This is a genomic window from Citrobacter sp. 21OH12SH02A-Citro (assembly GCF_027919895.1).
Classification (GTDB): domain Bacteria; phylum Pseudomonadota; class Gammaproteobacteria; order Enterobacterales; family Enterobacteriaceae; genus Citrobacter; species Citrobacter braakii.
The window spans coordinates 1,606,736-1,623,887 of sequence record NZ_CP114801.1 but is presented as its reverse complement, the minus strand read 5'-3'; the positions used below and the strand labels follow the sequence as shown (position 1 = coordinate 1,623,887).

Here is a 17,152-nt window from a genome sequence, read left to right as displayed (position 1 = left end):
CCGATTTATGTAAATAACAATAAACAGTGCCGCCGGGTGGATAAAAAACCGGCGGCATGTGGGATCATGCGGTGCGAGCCACCGCGTCACGCGAGGCGGCATCACGCTCATCGCCCAGCAGTTCACTCAACTGTCCGTTACGCATTTCCAGCAGACGATCGGCGTGAATAAAATAGTGATCGTCATGGCTAATGGCGAAGATAGTTTTACCCATTTCTTGCATCAGCGGTAACAGGACCTGATAGAACTCACGACGGAAATGGGGATCCTGATCGGCAGCCCATTCATCCAGCAGAATGATGTCGCGCTCCTCCGCCAGAGCCAGCAGCAGCGCCACGCGTTTCTTCTGCCCTTTCGACAGCTTCAGATTGAGGATGCGGCCATCGTTCATCTCCAGCTTGTGACCCATCTTAAGATGTTCCAGCCACTTCGCTACCAGCTGCGGATTGGCTTCTTTACCTTCCGGCCCCAGCAGTTTGTCGAATAGCCAGACGTCGGTAAACACGGCGGAGAACAGCTTGCGATAATCTTCCGGCTTTTCAACGGCAACGGCCTTACCATCAAGCAAAATTTCACCTGACTGCGGCTGGTATAGCCCGGTCAGTAACATCGCCAGCGTAGATTTCCCGCTGCCGTTGCCGCCAATCAGGAAGATCAGTTCACCGCGATGAATCGTCAGATTGACCGGCCCTACGGAAAAGGCATTATCCTGATAGTGGAAAACCACGTTACGCAGTTCCAGCGTTTGCCAGTTTGGAAAAGCGGTTGGGCGCGGGAATTCGGCCTTAAAAGGTGCCAGTGCGAATTTATTCAGCTTGTTGAAAGCCACCTGCGCAGTGAGCAGGGTTGGTAGCGCGCCAACGGCAGAGAGCAGCGGTGTACGCAGGAATAACAGCGTCAGTGAGTAAGTCGCCGCCACGGCGGTATCCGCCCAGCCCAGACTATTCGCCATCCAGAACACCAGACCAATGGCGCCCAGCATCATAATGTTTGACCAGTTGACCGCGCTCAGGTGGAAGGTATCGGCGCGAATAATATGGTGACGGTACTCTTTGGCATCCGGGACGTACATCTGATTAAAGATATGCTCGGCGCGCTCGCGGTTGAGCGTCAGCTCTTTGCGCCCTTCCAGCACCGTCTGATAATCGTTGTACAACTTGTCTTCGGTTTCGCGCAGGGTAGCCATGTGCTTATACACCCGCGCCACCAGCACAAATCCCCCCCAGATGGTGATTGCCATCCAGATTGCCGTCACCAGCAGCATTTTGGTCGACAGCATCGCCAGATACGCCGCCGATCCGATGGTCAGGATAATCCCCTGCACCAGCTCAGGCAGACGAACAAAGGCGATGGTGATGTTGCGAATATCGCTGGTTAAACCGGCCAGCAACGAGGCGCTGCCAAGCTGTTCAATACGCTCGACGTGGGTATCCAGAATACGTTTGATAAATTCGCTACGCAGGCGGTAGACAAAGTGGTGGCCGAGCGTGGTCAACGCCAGCTGAGAGCCGAGAGTGACAACCATCAATAGCAGCAACAGGCCAAGAAACTCCGGCAGCACCATCAGCGTGGTGTCGACCGTTTCAATCAGACGCTGGTTGATAAACGCAATCAGCCCAATCCCCAACGCGGCGCTGGCGAGGCTGAGCGCCATGACGCTGATAAATGGCCAGCGATACTGCCGCCAGACAAGAAGTAAAAGTTCCATGCGAACAACCCGGACAAGTAATAACAGCCCGCAGTTTAAACATCTCTTCGCTGACAGCAATAATAATTCTTATTTTTATTCTTTTTTACCCGCCTGACGAAACGTCAGATTGTAGCGACAGTCTCCGGTCAACGGATGATACCCCGTCTTAAGCGGCTGGATCCCATGATAAAACAGCCGCGAAGTACCGCCCCACACCACCACATCGCCATGTTCCAGCAGCAAACGCTTTAAGGGGTCATTACGGCGCAAGCCGCCAAATTGAAAGATGGCCGGCAACCCTAGCGACACCGAGACAATCGGCGCCCGCAGGTCGGGTTCGTCTTTATCCTGATGTAAGGACAGTTTTGCCCCAGGCGTGTAGCGGTTAATCAGACAGGCATCGGGTTGAAAATCAGCATAGCCCGCCGCCGTCGCTGCCTGTTGGTACAGGTCAGCGAATGCATCCGGCAGCGGCGGCCAGTGCGCGCCGGTTAGCGGATCAAAAGGAGAATAAAGGTAACCATGTTGATCCGTTGTCCAACCCAGACGACCGCAGTTGGTCATTGCCACCGACATCGTGTAGCCGCCGGGCGTCACCATCTGGCGAAACGGCGACTGTCTGGCGATAGCCGCTATCGCCTGCAGCAGAGACGGTGCGCAGTCAAAAGCGAAGCGTCGCAGAATAACCGCGCCTGACGCCAGCGGCTCCTGCCAGGGTTTCGCATCCGCAAAGAGATCGAGCATTATGTTTCCTCGCCAGTCGTTTCACGTTGCAGTAACTGTGCTTTGCGCGCAATGCCCCACCGGTAGCCCGAAAGCGCGCCATCGCCGCGGATCACCCGGTGACACGGGATGACGATTGCCAGTTTATTCGCCCCACAGGCGCTGGCCACCGCACGCACCGCCTTCGGTTTGCCGATGGCGCTGGCCAGTTGCTGGTAGCTCATCGTTTCGCCGCACGGAATTGCGCGCAACGCCTGCCACACCTGCTGCTGAAATGCGGTTCCGCGGATATCCAGCGGCAGCGATAACGGCGCGTCACGCGCATTGATTGCGGCGATCACTTCGCGCACGCGCTGCTGAAAATCGGCATCTGCTGGCACATCCTGAGCGGCGGGAAACAGCTCATGCAGATCCGCAACCAACGTAGCGTCATCATCACCAAGTAAGATCGCGCAGATACCGCGTTCGCTTTCCGCCACCAGACAGCGACCCAGAGAACAATCTGCCAGGGTATAGCGTACAGAAACGTTGTCACCACCTTTACGAAATTGCTTTGCGGTCATGCCTAACGTCTGATCCGCTTTTCGGTAGTAGCTGCTGCTGTCGGGAAATCCGGCGTTGAGAATTGCCTGCGTTACCGGAACGCCTTTCGCCAGCGCATCGCGCAGACGACGGGCGCGCCAGGACTGCTGCCACGCTTTGGGGGTCATGCCCGTTGTGGCTTTGAACAGGCGATGTAAGTGATACGGGCTCATCGCCACCTGCTGCGCCAACTCGTCCAGCGTGAGGGGAGATTCCTGCTCCAGCAACTGGCAGGCGTGGGCTATTTTCTCCAGCCGATGCTGGTGGGCGCTGTCTTTATCCGGCTGACAACGTTTACAGGGACGAAAACCGGCGGCCAGCGCCTGCCGGGCATCGGCAAAGAAAGTGACATTTTTGCGCAGCGCATGTTTCGCCCGACAGGACGGACGGCAGAAAATGCCGGTGGTCTGGACGGCGAAAACAAACTGACCGTCAGCGTCGGCGTCACGATCCACAACGGACTGCCAGCGGTCATCATCAGTTATGTGTAAACGATTTTTCATTATGGACTCCTTTGTTAAGCATAGCGCTTAGCCTCAGTGTGTCCCCATAGCCGGATACGAAAACCCGCAATCTTGCTTTTTAATTTTTTTCGCTGAGCAGGAAGCTTTTAAACTGCGGCGACATCCAGGTTTTAAACCCCTCGCCCTCTTTTATAATCATATAGACCGCGAGTCCTTCACGACGCACCACCTCTTTGGCCTTTTCCGGGCCGAGAACCATCAAACCGGTATCCCAACCGTCAGCCTCCAGCGCCGTTGGTGCGATTACCGTTACAGATACCAGGTTGTGTTCAATCGGACGACCGGTTTGCGGATCGATAACATGGGAAAGGCGCTTACCATCCAGCTCATAATAGTTACGGTAGCTGCCGGAGGTGCTAATGCCATGCCCGTTAATGTCGACGATCGCCTGTACCGCGTTTTCGCGATCGGTCGGTTTCTGAATCGCGACTCGCCACGAAAGCCCATCTGCATTCATACCGCGGCTGTTCAATGCTCCACCAACGGATACCAGATAACGGGCGATCCCTTCCTGCTCCATTAATCGTGCCAGATGATCGGCGGCATAACCTTCGCCAACGGTCGAGAGATCCACGTACAGCTCGGGCAAATCTTTTTGCAGGTAGTTCCGATGCGCCTCATTAACAACCTTCAGATGTGAAAGCCCGGTTTGCGCTTTTGCGGCGTCAATTTGCGCCTGAGTGGGAATATGCACCGGTTGCTGATCCGGGCCAAAGCCCCACAGATTGACCAACGGTCCCAAGGTAATATCCATGGCCCCACCGGTTTTTGCGCCAATGCGCAGCGCGGAAGTCACGATATCGGCCATAGCATCATTAACCGGCCATGGCGACAGGCTTTTCGACAGGTTAAAGCGCATTAACGCAGAATCATTTTTATAGGTAGAGAGAAGCTGATCGTCGGCATCCAACTGAGCCTGGATCTTCGCCTGCAGTTCCCCGGCGCGTTTGGCATCTACGCCCACCGCACTGACCCGCCAGAAAGTGCCCATGGTTTTACCTTCCAGAACGGTGGCAGGTTGTGTGGTCTGGGCAGGTTTCGGGGCTTCATCGCACCCGACAAAAAAGATCGTCACAGCCAGTAGTGCTGCGCGATAGAAATTCACTTCCATACGTAATTATCCTCATGCGAACGGGCGCAAGAGTACACCAAAAATCGTTGTTTGTACGACGAAAAAACGGCATTAAAAAAGGCCCCGCAGGGCCTTTTAACGACATGAGCGCAGATTAGAACTGGTAAACCAGACCCAGCGCTACGATATCATCGGTAGCAATACCTGCTGCCTGGGTAAACGCATTGTCATCCAGCAGGTTGATTTTGTAATCAACATAGGTAGACATGTTTTTGTTGAAGTAGTAAGTCGCGCCAACATCAACATATTTCACGATATCCTGGTCACCGTAGTTGGTGAAGCCATTGCTGATGTCTTTGCCTTTTGACTGCAGGTAAGCCACGGAAGGACGCAGACCGAAATCGAACTGGTACTGTGCCACAACTTCAAAGTTCTGTGCTTTATCTGCGAAGCCATATGCAGCAGTCCGGTTGCTACCGTTAGAGGTACCGAAACGGGTTGCGTTATAGGACTGGGAGTACTGTGCAGCCAAGTAAACGTTGTTAGCGTCGTATTTCAGACCACCGGTATAAACCGTTGCACGGTCACCATTACCGTACACGCCAAGAGCATTCTGATCAGCGGTACGTTTAGAGGTAGTGATCGCACCACCGATACCAAAGCCAGAGCCGAGATCGTAAGTCAGAGAGCCGCCGTAACCATCGCCATTCTGGGTCAGCAGGCTACGACCACCTTCGTTTTCACCACTTACGCTGCCGTTTTTACCCTGGTACTGCAGGGCAAAGTTCAGACCATCAACCAGGCCAAAGAAATCTGTATTACGGTAGGTCGCATAACCGTTACCACGCTGCTGCATGAAGTTGTCCGCACCGTAGGTGTCACCGCCGAATTCTGGCAGGACGTCGGTCCAGGACGTTACATCATAAGTTACACCGTAGTTACGACCGTAGTCGAAAGAACCTGCATCAGCGAATTTCAGGCCTGCGAATGCCACACGCGTCCAGGCGTCGTTGCTGGATTCACTCTGGTTGCCTTGAATCTGGTATTCCCACTGGCCGTAACCGGTCAGTTGGTCGTTAACCTGGGTTTCGCCTTTGAAGCCGATACGCATGTAAGTCTTATCACCATCATCACCTTTGTTATCGGAGAAATAGTGCAGACCGTCGACTTTGCCGTACAGGTCTAATTTGTTGCCGTCTTTGTTATAAATTTCAGCCGCATTTGCTGCGCCTGCTACCAGCAGTGCTGGTACCAGGAGGGACAGTACTTTAACTTTCATGTTATTAACCCTCTGTTATATGCCTTTATTGCTTTTTTATGCCACTGCATACTGATTAAGGTCATTAACCAGTCGGCAACTTCATTCTCCGCAAAAACACAGAATAATCCAACACGAATATGATACTAAAACTTTTAAGGTGTTTCATTTATCGACATAGATGTTTCAAAATATTAATAAGAGGGAACTTTTTTAAAATCAAAAAACAGGCAAAATAAGCACAAATAATCAAGAACTGTTTTAATTAAATTTAAAATCAATAAGTTACATTGAAAATAGTTATAGCACTGAATGACAAAACAAAATCTTCACTCGCAACTAAAATAGACCCGCTATCATCATTAACTTTATTTATTACCGTCATTCATTCATGAATGTCTGTTTACCCCTATTTCAACCGAATGCTTCGCGTTCGGTTTTTTTTTACCCTTCTTTACACAAAACTTACCGTTCTGTGCTACCGATGCAAAACTATAACAACTATTAACTATCTCATTGCGTCGTATTCAGATATAAATCTGATTAATAATTTCTTGTTATTTAATGCTAAATGTATACATTCCGTATAAATATTTGTACCCGCCTTTATCCACTGTACACCTTTGGATAGTGATGGCTGCAACAGAATGGAGCGTAAAAAATGCGGGCCATCCGGCGTGGTGTAAGTGTGGCAATTCATATATTACCCTTTATACTGCCCCATCATCTTTCGCGTCGTTTAACAGGTCATAAACACGAATGAGTCAGTCTGACACAACGGCTTCTACCCGATTCTCCCTGCTACCGGGAAGTATTACCCGTTTCTTCTTATTACTGATCGTTGTGCTGTTGGTGATGATGGGCGTTATGGTCCAGAGCGCCGTCAACACCTGGTTAAAGGATAAGAGCTATCAGATTGTCGATATCACCCATGCCATTCATAAAAGGGTCGATACCTGGCGATACGTGACCTGGCAAATCTATGACAATATTGCCGCTACGGCCAGTTCACCTGGTGCAGAAGGACTGCAGGAAACGCGTCTGAAACAAGACGTCTATTATCTTGAGAAACCGCGCAGAAAGACCGAGGCGCTGATTTTCGGTTCCCATGACAGTTCTACGCTGGAGATGACCCAACGCATCTCAACCTATCTTGATACGCTGTGGGGCGCGGAAAATGTTCCGTGGTCTATGTATTACCTGAATGGTCAGGACAATAGCCTGATCCTTATCTCAACGTTGCCGCTAAAAGATCTGACTTCCGGTTTTAAAGAGTCGACGATTGGTAATATTGTCGATTCACGGCGCGCGGAAATGTTACAACAGGCCAATGCGCTGGATGAACGTGAAAGCTTCTCTTCACTGCGCCGTCTGGCGTGGCAGAACGGGCATTACTTCACGCTACGCACGACCTTTAATCAGCCTGGACATCTGGCAACGGTTGTCGCCTTTGACCTGCCGATTAATGACTTGATCCCACCCGGCATGCCGCTGGACAGCTTCCATCTGGTTCCAGATGCCACGTCAACAACCGAGCATCTGAATGAAAAAGAGTCGCCTGACAGTGTCAGCATTAATTTCAACAACAGTAAAATTGAGATCTCTTCGGCGCTAAACTCAACGGATATGCGGCTGGTGTGGCAGGTTCCGTTTGGCTCATTGCTGCTCGACACCTTACAAAGCATTCTGCTGCCGCTGTTACTCAACATTGCTTTGTTGGCCCTGGCGCTGTTTGGCTATACCACCTTTCGCCACCTCCCTGCCCGTTCCACCGAAGTGGCACCAAACCTTGCGGCAAATAATGAACTGCGTGTTCTGCGCGCCATCAATGAAGAGATTGTGTCCCTGCTGCCTCTGGGCTTGCTGGTGCACGATCAAGAAGCAAACCGCACGGTTATCAGCAATAAAATTGCCGACCACCTGTTACCGCATTTAAATTTGCAAAACATTACCAGTATGGCGGAGCAGCATCAGGGGGTGATTCAGGCCACCATCAATAATGAGCTGTATGAAATCCGGCTGTTCCGCAGCCAGATCTCCTCGAGAACGCAGATCTTTATTATTCGTGACCAGGACCGCGAAGTGCTGGTTAATAAGAAGCTGAAACAAGCGCAGCGACTGTATGAGAAAAACCAGCAGGCCCGGGCGGCCTTTATGCAGAATATCGGCAGCGCACTGAAAGACCCGGCGAAAACACTTGCCGCTAATGCTGCCGCACTGAATAGCCCGGACAGCCAGAAACTGGCCAATCAGGCAGACGTTCTGGTGCGTATGGTAGATGAAATCCAGTTGGCCAACCTGCTGGAAAGCGACGCCTGGAAAAGTGAATCGACGCTGTTTTCCGTGCAGTCGTTAATTGATGACGTGGTTCCGGAGGTTCTGCCAGCCATTAAACGTAAAGGGCTGCAGCTACTGATTAAAAATCACCTTAGCGCCCATGATGAACGCCGCGGCGACCGCGATGCCCTGCGCCGTATTTTGCTGTTGCTGATCCAATATGCGGTAACCACCACGCAAATTGGCAAAATCACGCTGGAAGTCGACCAGGATGAATCGGAGACTGAACGCCTGACCTTCCGCATTCTGGATACCGGGCAAGGTGTCACGTTGAATGAAGTTGATAACCTGCACTTCCCGTTCATCAATGACACCCAGGGCGATCGGTATAGCAAGGCCAACCCGCTGACGTTCTGGTTATGCGATCAGCTCGCCCGCAAGCTAGGTGGACACCTGAACATTAAAGCGCGGGAAGAACTTGGAACACGTTATATAGTCCATGTTAAAATGCCGCTGCACGATCAACATGCTGAAAGTGAAGAGCGTTTGTTAGATGACGTCTGCATAATGGTTGATGTCACCTCTAATGACGTACGCAGCATCGTATTACGCCAACTGGAGAACTGGGGAGCAACCTGCATCACGCCTGATGAGCGGTTGAATAGTCAAGAATATGATCTCTTTTTAACAGATAATCCGTCTAATCTTACTGCCTCAGGCCTTCTTTTAAGCGATGATGAGTCTGGCGTGCGGAAAATTGGCCCTGGTCAGCTGCGCGTCAACTTTAATATGAGCAATGCTATGCAGGAAGCTGTCCTCGAGCTGATAGAAGAGCAGCTGGCACAAGAAGAGATCCAGGAACTCCCCCTCGGCGGAGATGAAAACGCCGAACTTCATGCCAGTGGTTACTATGCACTCTTTGTAGACACAGTACCGGATGATGTTAAGAGGTTGTATACTGAGGCAGCAACCAGCGATTTCGCTGCGTTAGCCCAAACGGCCCATCGCCTGAAAGGCGTGTTTGCCATGCTTAATCTGGTACCCGGCAAGCAGTTATGTGAAGCGCTGGAACATCTTATTCAAGAGAAAGATGCTCCAGGTATAGAAAAATACATCAGCGACATTGACGATTACGTCAAGAGCTTGCTGTAGCAAGGTAGCCCAATACATGAACACTATGAACGTAATTATTGCCGATGACCACCCGATTGTACTGTTCGGTATTCGTAAATCACTTGAGCAAATCGAGTGGGTAAACGTTGTCGGCGAATTTGAAGACTCCACTGCACTGATCAACAATTTGCCTAAGTTAGATGCTCATGTGTTGATTACCGACCTCTCCATGCCGGGAGATAAATACGGTGACGGGATCACGTTAATTAAGTATATCAAGCGCCATTTCCCGAGCCTGTCGATTATTGTTCTCACCATGAACAACAACCCGGCAATCCTGAGCGCGGTACTGGATCTCGATATTGAAGGAATTGTCCTGAAGCAAGGCGCGCCAACAGATCTGCCGAAAGCGCTTGCCGCGCTGCAGAAGGGTAAGAAATTCACCCCGGAAAGCGTTTCTCGTCTGCTGGAAAAAATCAGCGCCAGCGGCTACGGCGACAAACGTCTGTCACCGAAAGAGAGCGAAGTTCTACGCCTGTTTGCCGAAGGTTTCCTGGTTACTGAAATCGCGAAAAAACTCAACCGCAGTATTAAAACCATCAGCAGCCAGAAAAAGTCGGCAATGATGAAACTCGGTGTGGAAAACGATATCGCCCTGTTGAATTACCTTTCTTCCGTCACGCTGAGTCCTTCAGACAAAGAGTAATTCTTTTAACATCGACGTGCCTGATGGCACGGCGTTTATCAGGCCTACGAATGACACGATATTGTGCGTGTTACGTAGGCCGGATAAGGCTAACGCCCCATCCGACCTCTTTTATTCCCGCGCCTTTCTCACTCTTTCCGCATAGACCGTCAGCGTTTGCTTCAATACATCTAACGTCACCGGCTTAGACAGACAGCTATCCATACCTGACTCCAGACAACGCTGCTTCTCTTCAGCCAGCGCGTTGGCCGTCACGCCGACAACCGGCAGGGTTAATCCTAACTGGCGAATACGCTGGGTCAGGCGATAACCATCCATGTTCGGCATGTTAACGTCGCTCAGCACGATGTCGATATGGTTTTTACTCAGTACATTGAGTGCGTCCACGCCGTCATTCGCGGTTTTACACTGATACCCCAACGATCCCAACTGATCGGCCAGTAAACGCCTGTTGATAGGATGATCGTCGACCACCAGAATCATCATGTCATCGTTAGTTGCAGCAACTTTATCCGGGGCTGGCAACGCCGTTGAAAGCTCTTCACTGCTCAGCTCAAGGCTGTAGATATGCGCCAACAGCGCGGGCAGTTCGTGAGGCGATGCCACGCTGTGCACCCACTCCCCGGGCACCCTTTCCAGCGGAATACCGATATGACGACGGCAGAAAATAACCGCGGCGCGTCCCTGCCACGCCTGGTCCAGCACATCGTCGGCAATCAGCAGGTCATCCGCATCCGGTTGCTGTCCCTCATAGCACTGCACCGTCATCCCGTTACGCGCCAGACTGGATTCAATAAACTGGTACAGCGACGCGTTACGCACCGCCAGCCAGCAACGTTTGCCGACAAGCCCTTCGATACCTTTTTTCAGCGGGTACTGCGCGCCATAAAGCGGAATACGCAGCATAAACTGGCTACCCATTCCCGGTTCAGAATCGACGGAAATATCCCCATCCATCATGCTGATCAGTTTTTCACAGATAGCCAAACCAAGCCCGGTTCCCTGGAAATTACGCTGTACGCCGGTTCCCACCTGGAAGAAAGGATCGAACAAGCGGACGACCTCTTTGGCAGGGATCCCAACCCCGGTATCACGCACGCGAATACTGAGATAGTCTTCGTTGCACTGCACGTGCAGCACAATGCAGCCGGTATCGGTAAACTTGATAGCATTACTCAGCAGATTGGAAATCACCTGCTGCAAACGCATCGGATCACCATTGAGCGCCACCGGTACATTCGGGTCGATAAAGCAGTACAACCCCAGCTGTTTGCGAACCACCAGCGGCAAATAGTTAGCCGTAATATGATTCATTACTTCACGCGGTGAAAACTCGCGCGGTTCAATCTTCAGCTGTTCAGATTCAATTTTCGAGAAATCGAGAATATCGCTGATAATTTTCAACAGCAGGCTGGAAGAGTTGTTCATCGCCGTCACCAGGCGATCCACTCCGTTGGGTAACTCTTTGGTTTGCAACAAATCAAGGTTACCGATAATGCCATACAGCGGCGTACGCAGCTCGTGGCTTACCGTCGCAAGGAACATCGATTTGGACTGGCTCGCCTGCTCCGCCGCCTGCGCCATCTCCTGCAACGACTCTTCCATTTTAACGCGCGCGCTGATGTCAACCAGCACACAAATTGCCACGTTTTCATTACGATAGCGCGAGTGCACAAAGCTGATTTGCAGATTGGTATTGTTGCTGGTCAGCACATCAACAAAATTGACCTGCTGGCCGCAGATAATTTGCGTTAACCGTTGCCGGTCTTCATGCGTCAGCATATTGAGATAGGTGTGCGCCAGCTCATTACTCAGGATGTTAATGCCATCTATCGTACGCAGAATACAAATCCCAACCGGCGCAGAAGCCACGATTTTACGGTTAAACTGCTCGTGCTCTTCCAGACGCTGGGCATCGCTTTCCGCAGGAATAAAAATGCGCCGCTCATACATGCGCGTGAGCATAAATAACGCCGCGCCAACCAGCACATTCAGCAGAATCGCGTTCAGGATCATCATGCGGATCCGCTCCAGCACCAGGTCAACCGGTACGGAGTACACAATGCTTAGCGATGACGGGGGCAGGTTTTTCTTCAGCACCAGTTCGTGAAAACCCGACGTATAGCCAAACCAGGAGCGCTCCTGCATCCAGCGAGGTTCAGCCTTAATATTCCCCTCGGGGCCGGTGAGCGAAATCAGCGCATGGCCATTTTCATCAAGGATGGTCACTCCCATCGGCAAACTGCCCGGCGTGAAAAAGTTCTCCATGCGGATAGGCTGTTCCACACCCAACAGCGCCTGCAGGCGATTAGCGAGATAAACCGGCGTCAGCGCATAGAAATAGCCTATCCCCGGCCGCGGCCCCTGGCTAATCCAGAACAGGTTATTACCGTTTTCGTCCTGCGGTGCATTGCGATACTTAATAATGCGCTCATGCAGCGCCTTCAACGCCCCGTCACGTTCGACAGGCATATCACGCAGACCGAAATTGGCCATGCAAAGGTTGTCGCTGCCGATCAGGAACACACGATTCAAATCATAGGCCGCGGAAAAGTTATCCCGCCAGTAGCGCATAAACCACGCCAGCGATTCCAACGAACCTCGCCAGGCGTTGCCCATCACCGAGCAGTCGGAGTCGGCAAACAGCGGCTCGAAGTTTGGCACGGCGGTTTTATCATCCCGCGCGCGCAACGACATCACGCCGTTTTCCGCCGTTAAGCGATTCTCCGCGATATATTTCAGCTCTTTAATCACATCAGAGGTGCGCTGAATGTAACGTTGGGCCTGATCGGAACTGAGGTTAAGCTCCTGGTGAATCTCGGACTCTCTCTGGTGCAGCGCATTCACGATGTAGAAAACGGAGGCAAATGCGATTAGCCCCCATATCAGGAGCGCCAACGCCCTGAACAGATAGCGTGAGACTTTTAGCGTTGAATGAACGGAAGCAAGGTATTTCAAAGGGGCGAAGCTCCGCCTCAGGGCATTAATAGAGTGTGGTTAAGGTAGCGGTAAATGTCCGGCGTCGCAATGCCCTCTCTTTACGGGAATATGATACACCGCTCTGAAACCATTGTCTTAACCCGTGATAATCGTCGTTTGCCTGAAAAACACTGCACGGATGTCAGAATGCGCGACCTGAGATGGCTGGCTCGTCGGTTATACCCACGACGATTACGCAACCAAATGATCATGATGGCCATCCTGATGGTCATCATTCCGACGATATCTATAGGTTATATCGTAGAAACTGAAGGCCGTTCAGCAGTCTTATCTGAAAAAGAGAAAAAACTGTCATCGGTGATAACCCTGCTAAACGATGCGCTGGGCGACCGCTTTAGTCACTACCCAAATTTGCCGCGTGAAGCACGCATTCGCGCGCTTAATCAAGAGTTGGCCCCCATCACCGAGCGCATTACGCAAGCGTTTCCCGGCATTGGCGCCGGGTATTATCACAAAGCGCTGGATGCCATTATCACCTACGCCCCCTCCGCGCTTTACCAAGGCAACGTAGGTATCACCATCACCGAGGATCATCCCGGACGCGAAGTGATGAGTAGCAACGCGCCTGTGGTCTATTCCGGCCGACAGGTTCGCGGCGACATACTCAACTCGATGATCCCAATAGCGCGCCAGGGAGAGGTTATTGGGTATATCTGGGCCAATGAGCTCACCGAAGATATCCGCCAGCAGGCCTGGAGAATGGATGTCAGGATTATTGCCGTACTGGTTGCCGGGCTCATCTGTAGCCTGCTGCTCATCGTGCACTTCTCACGTCGACTCAGTGCGAATATCGACATCATCACCGATGGGCTTTCCACGCTGGCACAAAAAACCCCTACCCGATTGCCTGAACTCCCCGGCGAGTTAGGACAAATCAGCCGTAGCGTCAATGCGCTGGCACAAACGCTACGGGAAACCAAAACCCTTAACGATCTGATCATTGAAAATGCCGCAGATGGCGTGATCGCCATCGACAGGCAAGGCGACGTTACCACCATGAACCCGGCGGCAGAACAGATAACGGGCTACACGCTGCATGAGCTGGTCGGACAGCCCTATGCGACGCTCTTTGCCAATACGCAGTTTTATAGCCCGGTACTGGACACCCTTGAGCACGGTACTGAACATGTGGCCCAGGAAATTAGCTTTCCAGGACGTGAACGCACCATTGAGATCAGTGTAACCACCAGTCGGATCCATAACGCACACGGCGAGCTGATTGGCGCGCTGGTTATTTTCTCCGATTTAACCGCCCGTAAAGAGACCCAGCGTCGACTGGCGCAAACCGAAAGGCTTGCCACCCTGGGTGAGCTGATGGCCGGCGTCGCGCATGAAGTGCGAAACCCGCTGACCGCAATTCGTGGGTACGTCCAGATCATCCGCCAGCAAACCTCGCAGCCGGAACATCAGGAATATTTATCTGTTGTGCTGAATGAAATTGATTCCATCAATAAAGTTATTCAACAACTGTTAGATTTCTCTCGCCCACGACAAAGCCAGTGGCAACAGATTCGGCTCAATGCGCTCATTGAAGAGACGCTAATCCTGGTGCAAACCGCTGGCCTGCAGGCACGGATCGCCTTTACAACGGAATTAGATCCCAGCCTGCCGCCGATCGTCGCCGATCGCGAGCTTCTCAAACAGGTGATCCTCAATATTTTAATCAATGCGGTGCAGGCGATCGCTGCGCGAGGCGAAATTCGCATCCGTACCTGGCAATACTCGGCCTCGCAACAGGCCGTGATGATTGAAGATAATGGCAACGGTATCGATCTCGCCATACAGAAGAAAATATTCGATCCCTTTTTTACGACAAAAGCATCAGGCACCGGTCTTGGACTGGCGCTGAGCCAGCGCATCATCAACGCGCATCAGGGGGATATCCACGTAACCAGCCAGCCTGGCTGCGGGGCGATATTCACTCTGATTTTACCTCTTAACCCGCAGGGAAATCCGTCAGAATGAAAACGACCTATCGTATTCTCATCGTTGATGATGAAGAAAATGTTCGCCGTATGCTTGCCACCGCATTTTCCCTGCAAGGGCATGAGACACATTGCGCCAGCGACGGGAAAGCCGCACTGAGCCTGTTTAGCGAAACGCAGCCAGACGTGGTGCTGATGGACATTCGCATGCAGGAGATGGACGGTATCGACGCGCTGAAAGTTATGCGCACGCAGCAACCACGGATCCCCGTCATTCTGATGACTGCTTACGCAGAAGTAGAAACCGCAGTAGAAGCTTTACGTAGCGGCGCATTCGACTACGTGATTAAGCCCTTTGATCTCGACGAGCTAAGTATGGTGATACAACGCGCATTGCAACTGCAGGAGATGAAACAGGAAATCCGCAATCTGCATAAAGCGCTGACCACCAGCTGGCAATGGGGACATATTCTGACCAACAGCCCGCGTATGATGGATATCTGTAAAGACACGGCGAAAATCGCCCTCTCCCAGGCAAACGTGTTGATTAGCGGTGAAAGCGGCACAGGAAAAGAGCTGATCGCCCGCGCCATTCACTACAACAGCAAACGCGCCAATGGCCCCTTTATCAAAATTAACTGCGCGGCCCTGCCGGAGTCGTTGTTGGAAAGCGAGCTATTTGGTCACGAAAAAGGCGCGTTTACCGGAGCACAGACGTTGCGCCAGGGATTGTTCGAACGCGCTCATCAGGGAACTTTATTGCTTGATGAAATTGGCGAGATGCCGCTGGTGCTGCAAGCCAAACTGCTGCGCATTTTGCAGGAGAGGGAGTTTGAACGCATCGGCGGGCACCAGACCATTCGCGTTGACATTCGAATCGTCGCCGCCACCAACCGCTGTCTGCAAACGATGGTGAAGGAAGGAACGTTTCGCGAAGACCTGTTTTACCGGCTCAACGTTATCCATCTGACTTTGCCGCCCTTACGCGAGCGTCGTGAAGATATTGCCTTATTAGCAAACCACTTTTTACAAAAATTCAGCTCTGAAAATCAGCGGGATATTATCGAAATCGACCCGACGGCGATGTCGATCCTCACCGCCTGGCCCTGGCCCGGTAATATTCGCGAACTGTCAAACGTCATCGAACGTGCAGTCGTTATGAATACCGGTGCGGTGATCTTTGCCGACGATCTCCCCGACCCGTTGCGCAACCCGGTTAGCGCCACAACAGAAACAAAACCGACTTACTCCGGGGAACGCAATCTGAAAGAAGAGATTAAACGTGAGGAAAAACGAATTATCCTCGAAGTCCTCGACAATCAGGACGGCAATCGCACCCGCACGGCGCTGATGCTGGGAATTAGCCGTCGCGCTTTAATGTATAAATTACAAGAGTACGGCATCGACCCATCAGGTTCCTGATACGCAAATTTGCTATGCAGAATTTTGCACACTGCGCAAAATTCTGCATAACCCCTCGTGGTCTCCTTTCACCAAGACCACAAAAATAAACCAATAAATTCAATCAACTAAACATTAATACGTTTCTTTAGTCATTCTGGCACCTTGCTTGCAATTCCCTGAGCGTACCCAAAATGGAGTATGCAAAAAGGGAAACATAATGAAAACAAAACTGATTACCTTACAAGACGCTGCGGGCTTCTTTCGTGACGGCATGACCATCATGGTCGGTGGTTTTATGGGCGTTGGCACACCACCTCGTCTGGTTGAAGCCCTGCTGGAGTCCGGCGTCAGAGATCTGACGCTGATTGCTAACGATACCGCCTTTGTCGATACCGGTATCGGCCCCCTGATCGTCAATGGGCGGGTGAGCAAAGTGATTGCCTCGCACATTGGTACAAACCCGGAAACAGGTCGTCGCATGATTGCCGGCGAGATGGATGTACAGTTGGTTCCGCAAGGTACCCTGATCGAGCAGATTCGCTGCGGCGGCGCGGGTCTTGGCGGCTTTCTGACCCCCACTGGCGTTGGCACCATCGTGGAAGAAGGCAAGCAAACCATGACGCTTGAGGGTAAAACCTGGCTGCTTGAACGCCCATTACGCGCCGATTTAGCGCTTATTCGCGCCCACCGCTCTGACATGCTTGGCAACCTCACCTACCAGCTCAGCGCCCGTAACTTTAACCCTCTGATTGCCCTCGCCGCTGATATCACGCTGGTCGAACCGGACGAAATGGTTGAAACAGGGGAGCTGCAGCCTGACCAGATTGTGACCCCCGGCGCCGTTATCGACCATATCGTCATTCCACAGGAGAGCTAAT

The 17,152-nt window shown here is 51.9% G+C and carries 11 protein-coding genes; 5 read left to right on the top strand and 6 right to left on the bottom strand.

What is annotated here, in order from left to right; all coding sequences use genetic code 11:
• Positions 1-64: 64 nt before the first annotated feature.
• The 5 genes from O6D90_RS07735 to O6D90_RS07715 all read right to left on the bottom strand — a co-directional run bounded on the left by O6D90_RS07735 (position 65) and on the right by O6D90_RS07715 (position 5,870).
• Positions 65-1,708: a multidrug ABC transporter permease/ATP-binding protein gene (locus O6D90_RS07735; protein WP_016157011.1), complete on the bottom strand. Its 1,644-nt coding sequence runs from the start codon at positions 1,706-1,708 to the stop codon at positions 65-67.
• A gap of 75 nt (positions 1,709-1,783) precedes the next feature.
• A complete protein-coding gene (gene alkB, locus O6D90_RS07730; protein ID WP_016157012.1) occupies positions 1,784-2,434 on the bottom strand; it encodes a DNA oxidative demethylase AlkB in 651 nt (216 codons plus the stop codon).
• Positions 2,434-3,498, bottom strand: coding sequence for a bifunctional DNA-binding transcriptional regulator/O6-methylguanine-DNA methyltransferase Ada (ada, locus tag O6D90_RS07725; RefSeq protein ID WP_016157013.1), 1,065 nt, complete (start codon positions 3,496-3,498; stop codon positions 2,434-2,436). The genes alkB and ada overlap by 1 nt, the downstream gene beginning before the upstream one ends.
• Before the next feature lie 79 nt (positions 3,499-3,577).
• Positions 3,578-4,630 (bottom strand): FAD:protein FMN transferase ApbE, encoded by a 1,053-nt coding sequence (gene apbE / locus O6D90_RS07720; protein WP_016157014.1) that lies wholly within the window; start codon positions 4,628-4,630, stop codon positions 3,578-3,580.
• Between the two features lie 115 nt (positions 4,631-4,745).
• Complete coding sequence (locus O6D90_RS07715) at positions 4,746-5,870, bottom strand: porin OmpC (RefSeq protein WP_016157015.1); 1,125 nt, start codon at positions 5,868-5,870, stop codon at positions 4,746-4,748.
• Between the two features lie 738 nt (positions 5,871-6,608).
• On the opposite strand from O6D90_RS07715, the gene rcsD reads away from it, so the two are divergent.
• Positions 6,609-9,278 (top strand): phosphotransferase RcsD, encoded by a 2,670-nt coding sequence (gene rcsD / locus O6D90_RS07710; RefSeq protein ID WP_016157016.1) that lies wholly within the window; start codon positions 6,609-6,611, stop codon positions 9,276-9,278.
• 16 nt (positions 9,279-9,294) lie between these two features.
• Positions 9,295-9,945 carry a response regulator transcription factor RcsB gene (rcsB, locus tag O6D90_RS07705; RefSeq protein ID WP_003027592.1) on the top strand — a complete coding sequence of 217 codons (651 nt, stop codon included), beginning with the start codon at positions 9,295-9,297 and terminating at the stop codon, positions 9,943-9,945.
• A gap of 111 nt (positions 9,946-10,056) precedes the next feature.
• Here rcsB and rcsC read toward each other — a convergent pair whose 3' ends face one another.
• Positions 10,057-12,903, bottom strand: coding sequence for a two-component system sensor histidine kinase RcsC (gene rcsC / locus O6D90_RS07700; RefSeq protein WP_016157017.1), 2,847 nt, complete (start codon positions 12,901-12,903; stop codon positions 10,057-10,059).
• Between the two features lie 168 nt (positions 12,904-13,071).
• On the opposite strand from rcsC, the gene atoS reads away from it, so the two are divergent.
• From atoS to atoD, 3 genes are all read left to right on the top strand, one after another.
• A complete protein-coding gene (gene atoS, locus O6D90_RS07695; protein WP_032931987.1) occupies positions 13,072-14,910 on the top strand; it encodes a two-component system sensor histidine kinase AtoS in 1,839 nt (612 codons plus the stop codon).
• On the top strand, positions 14,907-16,292 hold the full coding sequence (gene atoC / locus O6D90_RS07690; protein WP_016157019.1) for an acetoacetate metabolism transcriptional regulator AtoC: 1,386 nt from the start codon (positions 14,907-14,909) through the stop codon (positions 16,290-16,292). Before atoS ends, atoC begins: the two co-directional genes overlap by 4 nt.
• A 199-nt stretch (positions 16,293-16,491) precedes the next feature.
• A complete protein-coding gene (gene atoD, locus O6D90_RS07685) occupies positions 16,492-17,151 on the top strand; it encodes an acetate CoA-transferase subunit alpha (RefSeq protein ID WP_016157020.1) in 660 nt (219 codons plus the stop codon).
• The last annotated feature ends 1 nt before the right edge of the window (position 17,152 follow it).